The sequence below is a fragment of the Pseudomonas sp. GW821-FHT02B10 genome, from assembly GCF_059421865.1.
This window is the reverse complement of sequence record NZ_JBWKVU010000006.1, coordinates 86,920-105,166: the sequence shown is the minus strand read 5'-3', so window position 1 is coordinate 105,166 and position 18,247 is coordinate 86,920. Positions and strand designations below refer to the sequence as shown.

Genomic DNA, 18,247 nt, shown 5'->3' with positions numbered 1-18,247 from the left:
TGCGTCGTAAACCGGGCAATCCCCGACATCCCTACTAGGAGCAAATCCCTGAGGGGACTACAATCGCCAGCCGCGCTCCTCCGATGGCTGATCCACCCCGCATGTCGACCTGTTCCGTACACCCTCTGCCCTATCGCACCAACCCCGCCGAGTATTTCGCGGCGATCCGCCATGCCCCTGGCGCCGTCCTGCTCGACAGCGGCCGGCCCAGTGCCGAACGCGGCCGCTATGACCTGCTCAGCGCCTGGCCACGGACGCAGTTGGCCGTCCTCAAGGACGAAAGCGGCGAAGATTTCCTGCAACGCCTGCGGCTCAACCTGGACCAATTGGGCCAGGCGGCGATCCCCGCGCCTTACCAGTTGCCTTTCGCCGGCGGACTGATCGGCTACCTGAGCTACGACTTCGGACGCCATCTGGAACGCCTGCCCAGCCAGGCCCTGGATGACCTGCAACTGCCCGATGCGCGCTTCGGCCTCTACGACTGGGCACTGATCAGCGACCATCAGCAGCGCACCAGCCAACTGGTGTTCCACCCCGCGCTTGCCGCCAGCGAACGCCAGCGCCTGATCGCCCTGTTCGGCCAGGCGCCAGTCAGCGCCAACGACAGCTTCAAGCTCAGCGGGCCGATGCTGCCTGACCTCAGCGCCGCGCAGTACCAACAGGCGTTCGAGCGCATCCAGGCGTACATCCAGGCCGGCGACTGCTATCAGGTCAACTTCGCCCAGCGCTTTCGCGCGCCCTGCGCTGGCGATCCGTGGGTTGCCTACTGCGCGCTGCGGGCGGCCTGCCCGACGCCTTTTTCCGGGTTCCAGAGCCTGCCGGAAGGTGGCGCGGTGCTGAGCCTGTCGCCGGAGCGCTTCGTGCGGATCAGTGAGCGCCAGGTGGAAACCCGGCCGATCAAGGGCACCCGCCCGCGCGGCCAGGATGCCGCCGAAGACACGGCGAACGCCGCCGAGCTGCTGGCCAGCCCCAAGGACCGCGCGGAAAACCTGATGATCGTCGACCTGCTGCGCAACGACCTGGGCCGCACCTGCCGCATCGGCTCGGTGCGGGTACCGGAGCTGTTCAGCCTGGAGAGTTACCCCAACGTGCACCACCTGGTGAGCAGCGTCACCGGCGAGCTGGCGGACGACAAGGACGCCCTGGACCTGATCGCCGGTAGCTTCCCCGGCGGCTCGATCACCGGCGCGCCGAAGATCCGCGCGATGCAGATCATCGACGAGCTGGAGCCGACCCGGCGCGGGCTGTATTGCGGTTCGCTGCTGTACCTGGACGTGCGGGGCGAGATGGACAGCTCGATCGCCATCCGCAGCCTGCTGGTCAAGGATGGGCAAGTCTGCTGCTGGGGCGGTGGCGGGATTGTCGCGGACTCGGACTGGCAGGCCGAGTATCAGGAGTCCATCACCAAGGTGAAGGTCCTGCTGGAGACCTTGCAGAGCCTCTGATCATGCCCCTGTAGCCGCTGCCGAAGGCTGCGATAGGGCCGCAGGCCCTTCAGCGTTAGGGAAGACGCCGCGGCCGTACCGGCCGATCGCAGCCTTCGGCAGCGGCTACAGGTACAGCGTTACAGGCTCAATTCGCGGTTCGACGCCTTGAGGAACTCCTGCTTCAGCTCGGCAAAGCTGTGCACCGCCGGGAACTGTGGAAACTCGCGAATCACGTTGTCCGGGGCATGGAACAGAATGCCGGCATCGGCCTCGCCGAGCATGCTGGTGTCGTTGTACGAATCCCCCGCCGCAATCACCCGGTAATACAGGCTCTTGAAGGCCAGCACCGACTGGCGCTTGGGGTCTTTCTGGCGCAGCTGGTAACCGGTCACCCGGCCACTGTCGTCGGTGACCAGGCGGTGGCACAACAGCGTGGGAAAGCCCAGCTGGCGCATCAGCGGCTGGGAAAACTCATAGAAGGTGTCGGACAGAATCACCACCTGGAAACGCTCGCGCAACCAGTCGACGAACTCGATGGCGCCGTCCAGCGGCTTGAGGGTGGCGATCACTTCCTGAATGTCCGACAGCTTCAGGCCGTGCTCGTCGAGAATCCGCAGGCGCTGCTTCATCAGCACGTCGTAATCGGGAATATCCCGGGTGGTCGCCTTGAGGGATTCAATCCCGGTTTTTTCGGCAAAGGCGATCCAGATTTCCGGGACCAGTACACCTTCCAGGTCGAGACAGGCAATTTCCACAGGACACTCCCATTTGTATTGGTTATTCGAGCGAGCAAAAGGACTGCCGAACTCTAGCGATTCGCCCTGGCCCACGCAACGCGAGGAGCGCGCCAGCCGGGGGCGGATTTTGTTACCATCGCCAGTATCTAGAGCGCTCAGCGCCACCGACCTGTAGGAAACCGCCCTGATGAGCCCATCGTTCAATGTCGCTGAACTCGCCGCGACCTATGCCCAAAAATCCGCCCAGGACATTCTCAAACTGGCATTCGCCGAGTTTGGCGATGACCTGTGGATCTCTTTCAGTGGTGCCGAGGATGTGGTGCTGGTGGACATGGCTTGGAAGCTGAACAAGAACGTCAAGGTGTTCAGCCTCGACACCGGGCGCCTGCACCCGGAAACCTACCGCTTCATCGAGCAGGTACGCGAGCACTACAAGATCGACATCGAAGTGGTTTCGCCGGACCACACCAAGCTCGAACCCTTCGTCAAGGAGAAAGGCCTGTTCAGCTTCTACAAGGATGGCCACGGCGAGTGCTGCGGCATCCGCAAGATCGAACCGCTGCGCCGCAAGCTGTCCACCGTCAGCGCCTGGGCCACCGGCCAGCGCCGCGACCAGAGCCCGGGTACCCGCAGCCAGGTGGCGGTACTGGAGATCGACAGCGCCTTCTCCACCCCGGAGCGCACCCTGTACAAGTTCAACCCGCTGGCGCAGATGACCAGCGAAGAGATCTGGGGGTACATCCGCATGCTCGAGCTGCCGTACAACAGCCTGCACGAACGCGGCTTCATCAGCATCGGCTGCGAGCCTTGCACCCGCCCTGTGCTGCCGAACCAGCATGAGCGCGAAGGCCGCTGGTGGTGGGAAGAAGCCACGCAGAAGGAATGCGGCCTGCACGCCGGCAATATCATCAGCAAGGGCTAAAGCCCCCAATTCCTCTTTCTTCTGTAAGAACGAAGCTTGCTCGCGAGACGGTGTATCTGACACACCGCTTCGCGAGCAAGCTTCGCTCCTGCAGAAGCCCCTCCTCCCGGTAAAAATCTTGTACACATAAGTGTCACCACAGGTGCCATTTTTGTGTGCACTTTATGCCTCTACGCCCCAAAAAGTTACACCCTCCTCCCTGGGCCATTCTCCACCGCGCTCACACCCTGCCCCCTCGAAAAATAAATACCTGTTCAATCGGTCAATTTATAGTTTCGCAGTTTCAGTTACTTAGAAAATCTTAAGAACAGACCGAAATTATCGGTCGCTTGCTTAGATTGGGATCTGGCACGGAAGTGGCTTAGGTCGATTCGCATCTTGTATACAACTTAAATAAAAAATACATACACTTTATATCCGCAAGCCGGGTTCCCGAATCCGCCTGCAGATGCCCAGAACCCAGTGATTCCCGGACTGCGCCGAAGACTGCCGAGCCTTGCGCTCAAGCACAGTCAGCGCGGGTCCGCGATCAGGAGCCTGCCGGAATGCGTACCAGTCCTTCCAATAACATCGCACTGGATTTGCCCTCCTCCCATACCCACGCCAACCTCGACCCCAGCATCGCCCACGACACCGCTTCGCCAGTCGACCTCAGCCCGCGCCTGCACAACCGCGACCTGGCGCCGACCAAGGTCGAAGGCCGGCGCTGGGGTGGCTACAGCATCTTTGCCCTGTGGACCAATGACGTGCACAACATCGCCAATTACTCCTTCGCCATCGGCCTGTACGCCCTGGGCCTGGGCGGCTGGCAGATCCTCCTGTCCCTGGGGATCGGCGCGGCGCTGGTGTACTTCTTCATGAACCTGTCCGGCTACATGGGCCAGAAGACCGGCGTGCCCTTCCCGGTGATCAGCCGTATCAGCTTCGGCATCCATGGCGCGCAGATTCCGGCGCTGATCCGCGCGGTGATCGCCATCGCCTGGTTCGGTATCCAGACCTACCTGGCCTCGGTGGTGTTCCGGGTATTGCTCACAGCCATCCACCCCGGCTTCGCCGACTACGACCACAACTCGATCCTCGGCCTGTCGAGCCTGGGCTGGGTGTGTTTCGTGGCGATCTGGCTGGTGCAGCTGGCGATCCTCGCCTACGGCATGGAGATGGTCCGGCGCTATGAGGCCTTTGCCGGCCCGGTGATCCTGGTGACCGTTGCCGCCCTCGCCGCCTGGATGTACACCCAAGCCAACGCCAGCATCGCCTGGTCGATCCATGAGCCGCTGAGCGGTGGCGAGATGTGGCGCCAGATCTTCGCCGGCGGCGCGCTGTGGCTGGCGATCTACGGCACACTGGTGCTCAACTTCTGCGACTTCGCCCGCTCCTCGCCCTGCCGCCGGACCATCAAGATTGGCAATTTCTGGGGGCTGCCGGTGAACATCCTGGTGTTCGCAGCCATCACCGTATTGCTCTGCGGCGCGCAGTTCCAGATCAACGGCAAGATCATCGAAAGCCCGACCGAAATCATCGCCTCGATCCCCAACACCTTCTTTCTGGTGCTCGGTTGCCTGGCATTCCTGATCGTCACCGTGGCGGTGAACATCATGGCCAACTTCGTCGCCCCGGCCTTCGTGCTCAGCAACCTGGCGCCGAAATACCTGACCTTCCGCCGCGCCGGGCTGATCAGCGCGACCCTCGCGGTGCTGATCCTGCCGTGGAACCTCTACAACAGCCCGCTGGTGATCGTGTACTTCCTGTCCGGGCTCGGTGCCCTGCTGGGGCCGCTGTACGGGGTGATCATGGTCGACTACTGGCTGCTGCGCAAAGGCCGGATCAACGTGCCCGAGCTGTACAGCGAGCACCCGCAAGGCGCGTATTTCTACAGCCATGGGGTCAACCTGCGGGCGGTGGCGGCATTCGTTCCCTCGGCGCTGATCGCCATCGTCCTGGCCCTGGTGCCGGGGTTTGCCAGCGTCTCGCCCTTCTCCTGGCTGATCGGCGCCGGCATTGCCGGCCTGCTGTACCTGATCGTCGCCAAACGCCAGCCCTACTATGCGGATGTCAGCGGTGAATCCATCGCCGTCGATAACGTCAGCCACTAACCTTGAACGGCCCGTCTGCGGCGGGCCCCGAATGCCTCAACGATAAGGACAGCCCATGCGAATTCTCGTGGTCAACGTCAACACCACCGACTCCATCACCCAGGCCATCGCCCGCCAGGCCCAGGCCGTGGCCGCGCCCGGCACCGAAATCATCGGCCTGACCCCACACTTCGGCGCCGACTCCATCGAAGGCAACTTCGAAAGCTACCTGGCCGCCATCGCCGTCATGGACCGCGTGTTGTCCTACGACCAGCCCTACGACGCGGTGATCCAGGCCGGTTATGGCGAGCACGGCCGCGAAGGCTTGCAGGAGCTGCTCAACGTGCCGGTGGTGGACATCACTGACGCCGGCGCCAGCACCGCGATGTTCCTCGGCCACGCCTATTCGGTGGTGACGACCCTGGATCGCACCGTACCGCTGATCGAGGACCGCCTGAAACTCTCCGGCCTGTACGACCGCTGCGCCTCGGTTCGAGCCAGCGGGCTGGCGGTGCTGGAGCTGGAAGAAGACCCGACGCGTGCCGTGGAAGCCATCGTGCGCCAGGCCGAACTGGCGGTCAGCGAAGACAAGGCCGAGGTGATCTGCCTGGGCTGTGGCGGCATGGCCGGCCTGGACGAACAGATCCGCCAGCGCACCGGCGTGCCGGTGGTGGACGGCGTGACCGCGGCGGTGACCATCGCCGAATCCCTGGTGCGCCTGGGGCTGTCCACCTCCAAGGTACGCACCTACGCCACGCCACGGCCAAAAACCATCATCGGCTGGCCCGGGCGCTTCGGGCGCTGAGCCTTCGCCTGTCGCGAGCAAACCCGCTCCTGCCGGGAAGCGGGTTTGCTCGCCTCTTCAAACCGCGCTGAAGCGTTGCTCCAGGCCCTGCTCGGCGAACTGCTCGATCACGAAGTCGACGAAGGCCCGGGTCTTGCCCGGCAACAGTTTGTGCTCGGCGTAATAGATCGAGATGTTGCCGTCGTCGACGTACCAGTCCGGCAATACCCGCACCAGGGTGCCGGCGTTCAAGTAACCGACGGCGAACGGCATGCTCACCAGGGCCACCCCCAGGCCCTGGGCGGCAGCGGCGCAGGCCGCTTCCGAATCGCTCATGGTCATCCGCGCCTTCAGGCTCAACGGGCTTTGCTGCCGGGTGCGGCTGGTCAGGGCCCAGGAGCGCACCCGCCCGGTCTGTGGCGAGCGGATCAGGATGCCTTCGCAATGTTGCAAATCCTCGGGCTGCTTGACCGCCGCGCAGCGCGCCAGATAGTCCGGCGAGGCCACCAGGATGCGGTGAGCCGGGGTCAGCCGTCGCGCCACCACCCCCTGGGGCAGCTCAAAGCCGCCGCCGATCGCCGCGTCGAAACCCTGGCCGATCAGGTCCACCTGACGGTTATCGAAATGCCAGTCCGGGCTGATCTCTGGGAAACGCCGCAGGAATTCGCCGAGCATGGGCACGATGTACAGGCGTCCGAACACCGTGCCCATGCTGACTTTCAGGGTGCCCGCCGGGCGCCCTTCGGCGCTGGCCAGGTTGGCCACCGCGTTCTGGATGGTGTACAGGCTGGCGCTGACCTCGCCAAGAAACAGTTTGCCGGCCTCGGTCAGGGTCAGGCTGCGGGTGCTGCGCTGAAACAGCCGGACCCCGAGCCGGGCCTCGAGCTTGGCCACGCTTTTACCCACCGCGGCAGGGGTCAGGCTCAAGCGTCGAGCGGCTTCGGCAAAACTGCCGACTTCGGCGCTGCGCACAAAGCATTCGATGCTGCTGAAGGTTTCCATGGTGCCTCACTATAAACTTATGGTTTACACAGACTAGAGCGATTCCTATCTACACAGCACCTAATCCGAAGTCGATACTCGACTCCAACCACAAGGCAGCCCGCCTTGGACTTTTTTGGAGAACGACATGACCACTCAATCCCTCAGCGGCAAAGTAGCCCTGGTTCAAGGCGGTTCCCGCGGCATCGGCGCGGCCATCGTGCAACGCCTGGCGGCCGAAGGCGCCGCCGTCGCCTTCACCTATGTCAGCTCTACCACCAAGGCCGAAGCCTTGCAGGACAGCATCACCGCCGCTGGCGGCAAGGCCCTGGCGATCCTCGCCGACAGCGCCGATGCCGCGGCCATCCGCCAGGCGGTCGAGAGCACGGTCGAAACCTTTGGTCGCCTAGACATCCTGGTCAACAACGCCGGCGTCCTGGCTATCGGCCCGCTGGAAGACTTCAAGCTGGAAGACTTCGACCGGACCCTGGCCATCAACATCCGCAGCGTGTTTGTCGCCACCCAGGAAGCGGCCCGGCATATGGGCGAAGGCTCGCGCATCATCAACATCGGCAGCACCAACGCCGAGCGCATGCCCTTTGCCGGTGGCGGTACCTATGCCATGAGCAAGTCAGCCCTGGTCGGCCTGACCAAAGGCCTGTCCCGCGACCTCGGCCCACGAGGCATCACCATCAACAATGTGCAACCCGGCCCGGTCGACACCGACATGAACCCGGCCCACGGCGACTTCGCCGAAAGCCTGATCCCGCTGATGGCCATCGGGCGCTATGGTCACGCGGAAGAAATCGCCAGCTTCGTGGCTTACCTGGCAGGCCCGGAAGCGGGTTACATCACCGGCGCCAGTCTGACGATCGACGGCGGCTTCAGCGCCTGATTCCTGCGCCCATGAAAAACGCCGGGCCACCCTCATCAGGTGGCCCGGCGTTTTTGTAGCCGCTGCCGCAGGCTGCGATCGACTCCACAGAAGGCGCCGCACTTGAGACCGCTGAAGCCCTGGCGGGCTTATCGCAGCCTGCGGCAGCGGCTACAGGTTCAGGACCACGCCAACTGAGGCAAACCACAGGCCGCCGGCTGGAACCCCTTCAGCGAACGCAGAATGGCATCGGCATGGGCGTACTTGGCGTCCGCCATCGCCGGATCGGGAATGGCAATCGCGGTCATCCCCGCCGCCTTCGCCGCGGTGACACCGAAGGGCGAATCCTCGAACACCAGGCAATCCTCGGGGGCAACGCCCAGGCGCCGTGCGGCGGTCAGGAAGATGTCCGGCGCCGGCTTGGCCGCGCCCACTTCCGGGTCGTCGGCGGTGACTATGGTGTCGAACAGCGCGAACCAGTCGCCGTGCAAGGTGGTTTTCTGGGCGAAAGACTGGCGCGAAGAACTGGTGCCCACGGCAATCGGCACATTATTGGCCTTGAGGTGCTGCACCAGTTCCTGCGCGCCCGGCATCGCCAGCGCCCGGGGAAAGCGTTCGCGCATAAGCGGCTCGCGAATCACCAGGAACTCCTCGGGCGTGATCGGCAGGTCCAGGGCTTGCACCACATAGCGGGCCAGGTCCGCGGCGCCACGGCCAATGATGTTCTGCTTGATCGTCCAATCGAAGGTGCGGCCATAACGATCGGCGATGATCTGCGTCACCTCGGTGTAGATGCCTTCGGTGTCCAGCAGCAAACCGTCCATATCGAAAATCACGGCCTTGATCGGGCCCACGTCATTCAACTGTGCATTCATCGCATCTGATCCGTTAACAAAAAACATCCCGGGGAGCGGCTCAGGTACGGCCAGTTTTTTGCCCGATTAAAGGGTTCAGCAGCATAGCCGCGGCGGATGACGGGGAGCAACCTCAGGCCAGCGCGCAGGCAGACAAAAGCCCGGACAGGCCGGGCTCGCTGGTCTCGACATCATGAGTGAACAAAGCACGCTAGCGTCCTGCCCGTCCGCTGCCGCCTCCGGCACCGCCAGTGCCACCGCCCGCGCTGCCGGTTCCACCACCGGCACCGCCACCGCCGATGATGGAACCATTGACGCCAGTGGAGCCCATGCCGCCCTGGCCGGAAGAGCCGCGCGACTTGTCGGCCCGTGAACGGCTGTCCGTGACACCTACACCATTCCCGCCCAGTGCTCCTGGCCGCAGCATGAGATCGTTGCCGGAACCGCCCTCGAACGACCGCAGCGGAGGATTGGCCGGGGCCCGTCCGTCAGCGGATTCTGCCAGGCTGGAGAAACAGAAAATCGACACCAGGGCGACCAGCACCAGGCTCAGCAGTTTTGTGCGGCTCACGACGCGCCTCCCGGAGCGGTGCGCCGTTTGCCCCTGGCCGCCTTGCGCTGCGGCTCGGGTCGAGACAGCTCCTGTTCGGCGTTGGCATCCGGGAGGATCTGCTCGGGGCTCAGCGCATCCGTGGGGGAAGGCAGCGGATATTCGGGCGTGTCATCCCGGTCGATTGGTTTCGGATCATGCTTCATAGGCACCTCACACCGCTCATGCCGGCGTGCTGGAAGCAGACTTCACGGGCCCTTTTCCTCCGACTCGTCTGCCTCATCGTCATCGCTCAGCGGGACCAGGGCGTCATCCATCAGCGAACCTGGGTCTTCATTGCCCGGATCGTTGACCAGGGGCACGCCCGAGGAGTCGTCTTCTTTCTTGCCAGCAGTTTCCGGAGTCATGGCAAACCTCGTCGACACAATGTGTCCATCATTGAATTCGAGGGGCTGGAGCGATATTCGTTCCCATAAAAAAGCCCGGCACAAGGCCGGGCTTTTTTACGCACTGCTGCAGAATCAATCGTGCTTGTGCTTGTGTTTATTCTTGTGCTTTTTGCCGCCGCCGGAGTGATGGCCATCGTCACCCATGCTGCTGCCCAAAGCGCCACCGGCCGCGCCGCCCAGGCCTGCGCCGATGGTCGAGCCAGTGCTGCCGCCCAGTTTGTTGCCAATCACCGAGCCACCGGCCGAACCCAGCCCGCCACCAATGGCCGCCTCGGTACGGCTGCCTTTACGGGCACCGACCGCACTGCCGGCAGCGCCGCCAAGACCCGCACCCACCGCGGCGCCCGTGCTGCCGCCAATCTGTTGTCCCACCACATTGCCCAGCGCGCCACCCAAACCGCCGCCGACCGCAGCAGTGCCATCACCGGCGGCCATCGCACCTTGAGCAGCCAGAAGCCCCAAAACCAGAGCAGGCAGTGTTAAACGCATGATGTAAACCTCGAAAAAGATGCTGGAGAGTCATTCTATAGCGGTGTCTGACTAAAGCTGAGCGGCGACAGCAGAACGCTGTGATCCTTTTAGTCACAGTGTTGGACCGTTTTTGCGCAAAGAGTTTTCAGTCAGGCAAAAAAAAGCCCGCTGGGGAGACGGGCTAATAGGATTTGCTTTAACGGATGAGTCGAGCCTACGCAGTCGTTTGTGAATAAATTGTGAAAAACCCGTCGCCCTGTGCAACAGATAAGACGAAAGGTCCAACTTCATTCAAATCAATCGCGGCGGCCCATTGTTCAGGTAACAAAAACCCCGCCCGGAAGCGGGGTCGTTCGGTATGTATGAAGGCTACCTTCTCTTAGGAAGCGCCGCTTTCGGGAAAAACTTTGTCTGGGTCACCCTGGGTAATGCACTGGCCCTGGTCTTGCCTACCGACGCCTTGGCCGGTGGCTCACTGTCAAACGCTGCCTGACCGCAGCGCACCAGGTTGTTGATTGGGAACTCATCCCCGTTGTCCTCGATATAAGGATCGCTCATCTCCCTGCTCCCTCCAACAACCGGTCGATACCGGCAAGCACCTGACTGCCTAGAAAATATCGACCGTCACGGCGCTTCAGACTAGACGGTCATTTAAGGACTTGTAGTTCACAAAGAGAAAAGACCGACGAATGGCCCAAGCTGGAGTTCTTCGTCCAAGGGTATGGATCGTCGTTGAAAAAGGAGCTGATGGTGTGCATCAGCTCCTTTGCGACTGTGTTTCGCCTAGACCTTACGAGCGTAGTTGCTGGCCCCGAACCAATCGACCACCACCACGGTTTCATCCCCCACCACCCAGGCGTCGTGACCTTTAGGCAGGGAGGTGATATCACCCGGCCCGGCGATGATTTCGGTACCGTCATCCATCAGGATCGCCAGCCTGCCGGCCACGTGATACTGAAAATGCGGTGCCTGGCAACTCGGTGTCTGCGCCAGCGGTTTAATGTCGTTCGACCAGCGCCAGCCCGGCTTGAAAGTGAAGCGTCCCACTTCACACTGACCGATCTTCAGGATCTCTGCCTTGCCATTGGAAAACTCGCGGGTCTCATCCGGTTCGGAGAAGGATTTATGCTCGGTGACCTGTTCGTGCGTGGACATGATGGTGTTCTCGATTGAGTAGCTGCAAAGCCTGCCGACGCCGGCAATATCACCCCGCGCCCGCAGACAACCAGCATCGCCCCACTCGATGCGCATGACCATTCTAGACCTGAAAGCGTGGATCGCCTGCGACAAACGCTAAACGTAAGGTTGCCCGCCAACCCCCCGAGGCAGACGCTGCAACCCGGCCATGGCCGTCAGCCGCTGGGTCCAGGCTGCACGCCAGTCGCTTGCCGCGTGTTCTGCCTTGGCTTTGCGCGCCGCTCGACGTGCCGCATTGCGCTGATTCTTACGGGCTTCCTTGAACACCTCGGTATTGCGGCAACTGCGGCATTTGACCCGCGCCGGCTCGGTGCTGGATATGAGATTGGAACCCTTGTGGCCGCAGGCAAGATGCCCGGCGACCTTGAAGTGAATGACCATTGCGCGTCTCCTCGTAGCCAGTACGGGGCACAGAAAACCGCACGCTGATGCCCGCCTGATATCGGCGGAAAACCTCACCCTCAAGGTGACCTGAGCGCCAGGCTTCGCAGGGGTAACAAAGCCAAAGACCACTCAAGTATCCAGCGTGATCGATACCTTGCTGGAGCAACTTTGGCTGTTGCGAACTCGTAATGATTTTGACCATCACGGGGAAACGGCGTTCAGCAAAGAAGCCGCTCGCCCACTGCCGCGATTAAGCAGCCCCAGAAAGCACAAAACCCCTGACTTCTCGAGGAAATCAGGGGTTTTGCGTAGATCGAATATGGCGGTTGAGGAGGGATTCGAACCCTCGATACAGTTTCCTGTATACACACTTTCCAGGCGTGCTCCTTAAGCCACTCGGACACCCAACCGTGTCTCGTCAAACCGATTCAGTCTGTCGAGGCGCGCTAATGTAGTCGAAAGCTTTTCTGATGGCAAAGGTTTTTTTCAGAATTTTCATGCGCTTAAGACATTTCTTCGGATTCCGGTACTGCGCTGGCATCAGCGCCATGGCAAACCGGCCAATCTCTGGCCTGGCTGACAGCTATATAAGAGGGCCGATCCGCGCCCCAGGTGGCCGGCTACGCTTGTCAGGCCAGAAAGGGCTGACTCACCAGTCAGTCACAGCGCTTTACCTGACCTGTGACCGTGGGTAACGTCTGCCCCACTTCAATACAAGGAATTGCGTCATGAGTGAGTTGATTTCTTACCACCTCGAAGACGGTATCGCGACCCTGACCTTGAGCAATGGCAAGGTCAATGCCATTTCCCCGGACGTGATTGCCGCCTTCAATGCCGCGCTGGACCAGGCCGTTACCGATCGCGCGGTGGTGATCATCACCGGGCAGCCCGGCATTCTGTCGGGTGGCTACGACCTGAAAGTGATGACCGCCGGCCCTAAAGAAGCCGTGAGCCTGGTGACCTCGGGTTCGACCCTGGCCCGTCGCCTGCTGTCGCACCCCTTCCCCGTCATCGTCGCCTGCCCTGGGCACGCCGTGGCCAAGGGCGCGTTCCTGCTGCTGTCCGCGGACTACCGCATCGGCGTCGAAGGCCCGTTCAGCATCGGCCTGAACGAAGTGCAGATCGGCATGACCATGCACCACGCCGGCATCGAGCTGGCCCGTGACCGCCTGCGCAAATCCGCACTGCACCGCTCGGTGATCAATGGCGAGATGTTCGACCCACAAGGCGCGGTGGATGCCGGCTTCCTCGATAAGGTGGTCAGCATTGAGGAACTGCAAGGCGCCGCCCTGGCCGCCGCGCGTCAGTTGAAGAAGATCAATATGACCGCCCACAAGAACACCAAGCTGAAAGTGCGCAAGGCGCTGCTGGAAGCCCTGGACAACGCGATCATTCTCGACCAGGAACACCTGGGCTGAAGCCTGGGCCCGCCGCCCACCAGCCCGACCTGCGCGTCGGGCTTTTTTATGCCCGCACCTTTATGCACGCACCGCGAGAAAGACTGTGCGACGCTCTAGTTCGCCGCTGAGCAAAGAGTCGGAAACATGCGCTTAAACATCGGCCATCTTCTCCTTCTATACAGGTAATTGCCGAAAACAGTGCACATCCGTACACTGCGCCACCTTTTGTCCCCGGTAGGCCTGTAGATGCTGTATCTGTTTCGTATGTTATTGATGGGCCTGCATTTTGTTGCAGCGGGGATTCTCGGCGTGGTGCTGGGGCTATGTCGCCCGTTCAACCCGGATAACAGCCGCCTGTGCGCGCGCCTGTATGCCTTGCCGGCCATGTGCATTCTGCGCCTGCGGGTCAAGGCCGAAGTCGGGCCGCTGATGGACAAGCCCAAGAGCTGCGTGATCATCGCCAACCACCAGTCCAACTACGACCTGTTCGTGTTCGGCAACGTGGTGCCCCGGCGCACCGTGTGCATCGGTAAAAAGAGCCTGAAATGGGTGCCGCTGTTCGGCCAGTTGTTCTGGCTGGCGGGCAATGTGTTGATCGACCGTGGCAACGCGCACAAGGCGCGCCGCTCGATGTTGACCACCACCCACACCCTGCAACACAAGGACACCTCGATCTGGGTCTTCCCGGAAGGCACCCGCAACCTCGGCGAGGACCTGCTGCCGTTCAAGAAAGGCGCCTTCCAGATGGCCATCGCCGCCGGCGTGCCGATCGTCCCGGTGTGCGCCAGCAGCTACATCCGCCACATGCGCCTCAACCGCTGGCGCAGTGGCAGGATCCTGATCCGCTCGCTGCCGGCGATCCCCACCGCCGGGCTGAGCCTGGACGACATGCCGAGGCTGATCGAGCAGTGTCGCGAACAGATGCGCGAATGCATCGAGTCGATGGACCGCCAGCTACAGGCCGTCTGAAAACAGCCCGCCGCGTGCGGGGCTTGTTTATTGCCGGCGAACTCCACCCAACAGGCTGACTCTGATCAGTCATGGGGCTAAGCTGCACGAAGTCTCATTCCTCATTTCGATAAGAAGAAGCGAACAGGAACCATGGGTAGAGTTGTTGCCGCCGCAGTCTACAGCGCGGGTAAAAGAGTCACGGACATCACCCTCGACGAAGGGGCGGCCTGGGCCGCCAAACCCGGGCACTTCGTCTGGATCGGTCTCGAAGAACCCAACGCCCAGGAACTGGCCAATCTGCAACGCCAGTTCAACCTGCACGAGCTGGCCATCGAGGACGCCCTGGAAAAACACAGCCGACCGAAACTCGAAACCTTCGGCGACGCACTGTTTATCGTCACCTACTCCCCGGTGCGCGAAGCCGGCAAGCTGGAGTTCATCGAAACCCATATCTTTGCCGGCAACGGCTACATCATCACTGCCCGCAATGGCCACTCCAAATCCTATGGCTTCGTGCGCCAGCGCTGCGAGGCACGACCGCTGCTGCTGGAGCACGGCGAAGACTTCGTGCTCTACGCGCTACTGGATTTCGTCACCGAGAACTACCAGCCGGTCAGCGAAGCAATCCATGCCGAGATCGACGAACTGGAGCACAGCGTGCTGTGCAGTTCGCTCAACGAGCGGGATATCCAGCACCTCCACAGCCTGCGCCGCGATGTGCTGCGCCTGCGCCGCTATGTAGCACCCATGGTGGAGATCAGCGAAGAGCTGCAGAAGCTCAGCTTCCCCTTTATTGACAAGAACATGCGCCCGTACTTTCGCGACGTGCAGATCCATGTCACCCGGCAGATGGAAGACCTGGCGACCTTGCGTGATATCGCCAGCCAGACCATCGAGATCGGCGTCCTGCTGGAGGCCTCGCGACAAAGCGTGGTGCAACGCAAGTTCGCCGCCTGGGCGGCGATCCTGGCGTTCCCGACCGCGGTGGCGGGGATCTACGGAATGAACTTCGACAACATGCCCGAGCTGAAGATGCACTACGGCTACTTCGGTGTGCTGGCGTTTCTGGTGCTGGGCTGTACGGGGTTATGGGCGAGCTTCAAGCGCTCGGGGTGGCTCTGACAGCAGAGCCGGGCCGGACGCTCCTGCAAGGGCCTTGAAGCCGTTGTAGAAGCGAGCCGGCCGGCGATGCGACTATGGATTCAAACCGATCCGGCCTGCGGCTTGTGCGCCACAAAACGCATCATCCACTCGGCAACGGTGCTGCCGTGATGATCCCGGCCCAGACTGGCGATGCCCTTTTGATAGACCTGTTCGCCCAGGTGCTGCTGGCGCAGGTCCAGCAAGGCCCGCGAATAGTCATGGATGAACTCCGGGTGGCCCTGGAAGCACAGCACCTGATCATTGATGTGATAGGCCGCGAACGGGCAAAAATCGCTGGAAGCGATGACCGTGGCGTTTTCCGGCAAGGCAGTCACCTGGTCCTGATGGCTGATCAACAGCGTCAACTCTTCCACCACCGGGCTCATCCACGGCGCCTTGGCCGCCAGCTTGTAGTTGTGGGTACCCACGCCCCAGCCCTGGGTCGCGCGCTCGCTCTTGCCGCCCAGCAGCAACGCCAGCAACTGATGGCCAAAGCAGATGCCCAGCAGCTTGTCGCCGCGCTTATAACGCTCCAGCAGGTAGGTCTTGAGAGTTTGAATCCAAGGGTCGGTACCGAAGGAGTCGGCCTTGCTCCCCGTGACCAGGTAAGCATCGAAGCTTTGGTCGTCGCTCGGGTAGTGGCCCTGCATCACGTTGTAGACGGTAAATTCGGCAGCGATGGGCTGCTGTGAAAACAGGCGCTGAAACATCTGCCCGTAACCCTGATATTGATCGACCAATTCTGGACGCAGGATGTCGGTTTCCAGAATGCAGATGCGTAGCGACATAAAAAATACCTGACACGTGATGGGAATAATGAACACCCCAGAGCCTGCCTTGAAACGCCCGATCAAGGCAAGCCCCGCGATGCATCACTTTATCCCTTCAGCCTCAGAACAACTGGCCCTTGGCGGCCTTCTCCAGCAGCAGCGCCGGCGGCGCGAAACGCTCGCCATATTGCTCGGCCAGGTACTGGGCCCGGGCGATAAAGTCCTTCAGGCCGTACTGGTTGATGAACTGCAAGGCCCCGCCGGTCCAGGCTGCGAAGCCGATACCGAAAATCGAACCGATATTGGCATCGGCCGTCGAGCGCAACACGCCCTCCTCCACACAACGCACGGTTTCGATGGCCTGCACGAACAACAATCGGTCGCGCACGTCCTGCGGCGAAATCTGCCCGTCGGCTTTCTCGAAGCGGGTTTTCAGTTGCGGCCACAAATGCTTCTGCCCCCCGGCCGGGTAATCGTAGAAACCACCGCCCGCCGCCTTGCCTGGGCGCCTGTACTCATTGAGCAGCAGGTCGATCACGGCGAAGGCCGGATGCTCCGGCAACGGCTTGCCTTCGGCCTGCAGGTCCTTGGCAGTCTGTTGGCGGATATGGCTCAGCAGGCTCAGGGAAACCTCGTCGCAGATCGCCAGCGGGCCGATCGGCATGCCCGCCTTGCGCGCCTCGGTCTCGATCATCGGCGCGGCCACACCCTCACCGAGCATGGCAATGCCTTCGTTGGTGAAGGTACCGAACACCCGCGAAGTGAAAAAGCCGCGGCTGTCGTTGACCACGATCGGGGTCTTCTTGATCTGCTGGACGAAGTCGAAACCGCGCGCCAGGGTTTCGTCGCTGGTCTGCTCGCCCTTGATGATTTCCACCAGGGGCATTTTTTCCACCGGGCTGAAGAAATGCAGGCCGATGAACTTGCCTTGATCCGGTACGGCCCTGGCGAGGCCGCTGATCGGCAAGGTCGAGGTGTTGGACGCAATCACCGCCTGTGCCCCCACCACCTGCTGCGCCGCCGCCGAGACCCTGGCCTTGAGCTCGCGATCCTCGAACACCGCCTCGATGATCAGGTCACACCCGGCCAGGTCGGCGTCCTGCTCGGTGGTGCGGATCCGCGCCAGCGTGGCGTCACGCTGTTCGGCGCTCAATTGGCCACGGGCGACCTTCTTCTCCAGCAGCCCCGCCGAATGGGCCTTGCCCTTCTCGGCGGCCGCCAGGCTGATGTCCTTGAGCACCACCTCGATGCCGGCCACGGCACTGACATAGGCGATCCCGGCGCCCATCATCCCGGCACCCAGCACCCCGACCTTGCGGGTCACATAGGGCGCGAAGCCTTGGGGCCGGGAGCCACCGGCATTGATCTCGTTGAGCTGGAACCAGAAGGTGCCGATCATGTTTTTCGCCACCTGGCCGGTGGTCAGCTCGGTGAAATAGCGGGCTTCGATCAACTGCGCAGTATCGAAATCGACCTGGGCGCCCTCCACTGCCGCACAAAGGATTTTTTCCGGCGCCGGCAGGCAGCCCTGGGTCTTGCTGCGCAGGATCGATGGTGCGATGGCCAGCATCTGCGCGACTTTCGGGTGCGACGGCGTGCCCCCGGGGATCTGGTAGCCAGCCACGTCCCAGCGCTGTTTGGTCGCCGGGTTGGCGACAATCCACGCCCTGGCCTTGGCCAGCAGGTCGTCGCGGTCGCTGGCCAGTTGGTCGATCAGGCCGGCTTTCAGCGCCTGCTGCGGTCGGACCTTCTTGCCCTCCAGCAGATACGGCAGGGCTTTTTCCAGCCCCAGCAAACGCACCATGCGCACCACCCCGCCACCGCCCGGCAGCAGGCCGAGGGTCACTTCCGGCAGGCCGACCTGCAGCGACGAATCGTCCAGCGCCACTCGGTGATGGCAGGCCAGGCAGATCTCCCAGCCACCGCCCAGGGCCGCGCCGTTGATCGCCGCTACCACGGGCTTGCCCAGGGTCTCCAGGGCCCGCAGCTGGCCCTTGAGAGTCAGCACCATGTCATAGAAGGCCTGGGCTTCGGGCTTGCCGACCTTGATCAATTCATTGAGGTCACCGCCGGCGAAGAAGGTCTTTTTCGCCGAAGTGACGATTACCCCGGCAATCGATTCCTGCTCGGCTTGCAGGCGGGCCACGCAAGCGGCCATGGCCTCGCGGTACACCGCGTTCATGGTGTTGGCGCTCTGGCCCGGCATGTCGATGGTCAGAACGACGATCTGGTCCTGGCCCTTTTCGTAACGGATGGCTTGGGTCATGAAAGTGTTTCCTTG

20 protein-coding genes and 1 tRNA gene are annotated in these 18,247 nt (G+C 62.2%); 8 read left to right on the top strand and 13 right to left on the bottom strand.

Going from position 1 to position 18,247, the window contains the following annotated elements; all coding sequences use genetic code 11:
- The first annotated feature begins 101 nt into the window (after positions 1 to 101).
- Positions 102 to 1,445: an aminodeoxychorismate synthase component I gene (pabB, locus tag AC07VU_RS15500; RefSeq protein WP_457275941.1), complete on the top strand. Its 1,344-nt coding sequence runs from the start codon at positions 102 to 104 to the stop codon at positions 1,443 to 1,445.
- A gap of 119 nt (positions 1,446 to 1,564) precedes the next feature.
- Here pabB and thrH read toward each other — a convergent pair whose 3' ends face one another.
- The gene (thrH, locus tag AC07VU_RS15495; RefSeq protein WP_009047891.1) at positions 1,565 to 2,182 is read right to left on the bottom strand and encodes a bifunctional phosphoserine phosphatase/homoserine phosphotransferase ThrH; all 618 of its coding nucleotides are present in this window, start codon (positions 2,180 to 2,182) and stop codon (positions 1,565 to 1,567) included.
- A 169-nt stretch (positions 2,183 to 2,351) separates the two neighbouring features.
- Between thrH and AC07VU_RS15490 the strand changes: the two genes are divergently transcribed.
- The 3 genes from AC07VU_RS15490 (at position 2,352) to AC07VU_RS15480 (ending at position 5,963) form a co-directional block, all read left to right on the top strand.
- Complete coding sequence (locus AC07VU_RS15490) at positions 2,352 to 3,086, top strand: phosphoadenylyl-sulfate reductase (protein ID WP_277588203.1); 735 nt, start codon at positions 2,352 to 2,354, stop codon at positions 3,084 to 3,086.
- 545 nt (positions 3,087 to 3,631) lie between these two features.
- Complete coding sequence (locus AC07VU_RS15485; protein ID WP_007930634.1) at positions 3,632 to 5,179, top strand: NCS1 family nucleobase:cation symporter-1; 1,548 nt, start codon at positions 3,632 to 3,634, stop codon at positions 5,177 to 5,179.
- Positions 5,180 to 5,234: 55 nt separating this feature from the next.
- Positions 5,235 to 5,963 (top strand): aspartate/glutamate racemase family protein, encoded by a 729-nt coding sequence (locus AC07VU_RS15480; RefSeq protein WP_053260249.1) that lies wholly within the window; start codon positions 5,235 to 5,237, stop codon positions 5,961 to 5,963.
- A gap of 57 nt (positions 5,964 to 6,020) precedes the next feature.
- On the opposite strand, the gene AC07VU_RS15475 is transcribed toward AC07VU_RS15480, so the two are convergent.
- Positions 6,021 to 6,944 (bottom strand): LysR family transcriptional regulator, encoded by a 924-nt coding sequence (locus AC07VU_RS15475; protein ID WP_457275939.1) that lies wholly within the window; start codon positions 6,942 to 6,944, stop codon positions 6,021 to 6,023.
- 127 nt (positions 6,945 to 7,071) lie between these two features.
- Here AC07VU_RS15475 and AC07VU_RS15470 point away from each other — a divergent pair, with 127 nt between their 5' ends.
- The gene (locus AC07VU_RS15470; protein ID WP_009042902.1) at positions 7,072 to 7,818 is read left to right on the top strand and encodes a 3-oxoacyl-ACP reductase family protein; all 747 of its coding nucleotides are present in this window, start codon (positions 7,072 to 7,074) and stop codon (positions 7,816 to 7,818) included.
- Between the two features lie 158 nt (positions 7,819 to 7,976).
- Here AC07VU_RS15470 and AC07VU_RS15465 read toward each other — a convergent pair whose 3' ends face one another.
- The 9 genes from AC07VU_RS15465 to AC07VU_RS15425 all read right to left on the bottom strand — a co-directional run bounded on the left by AC07VU_RS15465 (position 7,977) and on the right by AC07VU_RS15425 (position 12,112).
- Positions 7,977 to 8,672 (bottom strand): HAD-IA family hydrolase, encoded by a 696-nt coding sequence (locus tag AC07VU_RS15465; protein ID WP_053260246.1) that lies wholly within the window; start codon positions 8,670 to 8,672, stop codon positions 7,977 to 7,979.
- 190 nt (positions 8,673 to 8,862) lie between these two features.
- On the bottom strand, positions 8,863 to 9,222 hold the full coding sequence (locus AC07VU_RS15460) for a hypothetical protein (protein ID WP_495030105.1): 360 nt from the start codon (positions 9,220 to 9,222) through the stop codon (positions 8,863 to 8,865).
- Complete coding sequence (locus tag AC07VU_RS15455) at positions 9,219 to 9,407, bottom strand: hypothetical protein (RefSeq protein WP_007923002.1); 189 nt, start codon at positions 9,405 to 9,407, stop codon at positions 9,219 to 9,221. Before AC07VU_RS15455 ends, AC07VU_RS15460 begins: the two co-directional genes overlap by 4 nt.
- Before the next feature lie 42 nt (positions 9,408 to 9,449).
- Positions 9,450 to 9,608, bottom strand: a complete 159-nt coding sequence (locus tag AC07VU_RS15450) for a hypothetical protein (RefSeq protein WP_007923000.1) — start codon at positions 9,606 to 9,608, stop codon at positions 9,450 to 9,452.
- Between the two features lie 114 nt (positions 9,609 to 9,722).
- On the bottom strand, positions 9,723 to 10,139 hold the full coding sequence (locus AC07VU_RS15445) for a hypothetical protein (protein ID WP_075118753.1): 417 nt from the start codon (positions 10,137 to 10,139) through the stop codon (positions 9,723 to 9,725).
- A 351-nt stretch (positions 10,140 to 10,490) separates the two neighbouring features.
- Positions 10,491 to 10,679 carry a hypothetical protein gene (locus AC07VU_RS15440; RefSeq protein ID WP_007922997.1) on the bottom strand — a complete coding sequence of 63 codons (189 nt, stop codon included), beginning with the start codon at positions 10,677 to 10,679 and terminating at the stop codon, positions 10,491 to 10,493.
- A gap of 225 nt (positions 10,680 to 10,904) precedes the next feature.
- On the bottom strand, positions 10,905 to 11,372 hold the full coding sequence (locus AC07VU_RS15435; protein ID WP_223815873.1) for a cupin domain-containing protein: 468 nt from the start codon (positions 11,370 to 11,372) through the stop codon (positions 10,905 to 10,907).
- Between the two features lie 42 nt (positions 11,373 to 11,414).
- Complete coding sequence (locus AC07VU_RS15430) at positions 11,415 to 11,699, bottom strand: hypothetical protein (RefSeq protein WP_457275936.1); 285 nt, start codon at positions 11,697 to 11,699, stop codon at positions 11,415 to 11,417.
- Positions 11,700 to 12,022: 323 nt separating this feature from the next.
- Positions 12,023 to 12,112, bottom strand: a tRNA-Ser gene (locus AC07VU_RS15425).
- A 318-nt stretch (positions 12,113 to 12,430) separates the two neighbouring features.
- Here AC07VU_RS15425 and AC07VU_RS15420 point away from each other — a divergent pair.
- The 3 genes from AC07VU_RS15420 to AC07VU_RS15410 all read left to right on the top strand — a co-directional run bounded on the left by AC07VU_RS15420 (position 12,431) and on the right by AC07VU_RS15410 (position 15,175).
- A complete protein-coding gene (locus tag AC07VU_RS15420) occupies positions 12,431 to 13,120 on the top strand; it encodes a crotonase/enoyl-CoA hydratase family protein (RefSeq protein WP_087088707.1) in 690 nt (229 codons plus the stop codon).
- A 228-nt stretch (positions 13,121 to 13,348) separates the two neighbouring features.
- Positions 13,349 to 14,071: a lysophospholipid acyltransferase family protein gene (locus tag AC07VU_RS15415; RefSeq protein ID WP_053260240.1), complete on the top strand. Its 723-nt coding sequence runs from the start codon at positions 13,349 to 13,351 to the stop codon at positions 14,069 to 14,071.
- 132 nt (positions 14,072 to 14,203) lie between these two features.
- Positions 14,204 to 15,175 (top strand): magnesium and cobalt transport protein CorA, encoded by a 972-nt coding sequence (locus AC07VU_RS15410; protein WP_053260239.1) that lies wholly within the window; start codon positions 14,204 to 14,206, stop codon positions 15,173 to 15,175.
- Between the two features lie 80 nt (positions 15,176 to 15,255).
- Here the strand turns inward: AC07VU_RS15410 and AC07VU_RS15405 are convergent, their stop codons facing one another.
- On the bottom strand, positions 15,256 to 15,984 hold the full coding sequence (locus AC07VU_RS15405; protein WP_495030104.1) for an amidotransferase: 729 nt from the start codon (positions 15,982 to 15,984) through the stop codon (positions 15,256 to 15,258).
- Between the two features lie 103 nt (positions 15,985 to 16,087).
- Entirely contained in the window at positions 16,088 to 18,232 is a 2,145-nt protein-coding gene (locus AC07VU_RS15400; protein ID WP_495030103.1) for a 3-hydroxyacyl-CoA dehydrogenase NAD-binding domain-containing protein, read from the bottom strand.
- Positions 18,233 to 18,247: the final 15 nt, after the last annotated feature.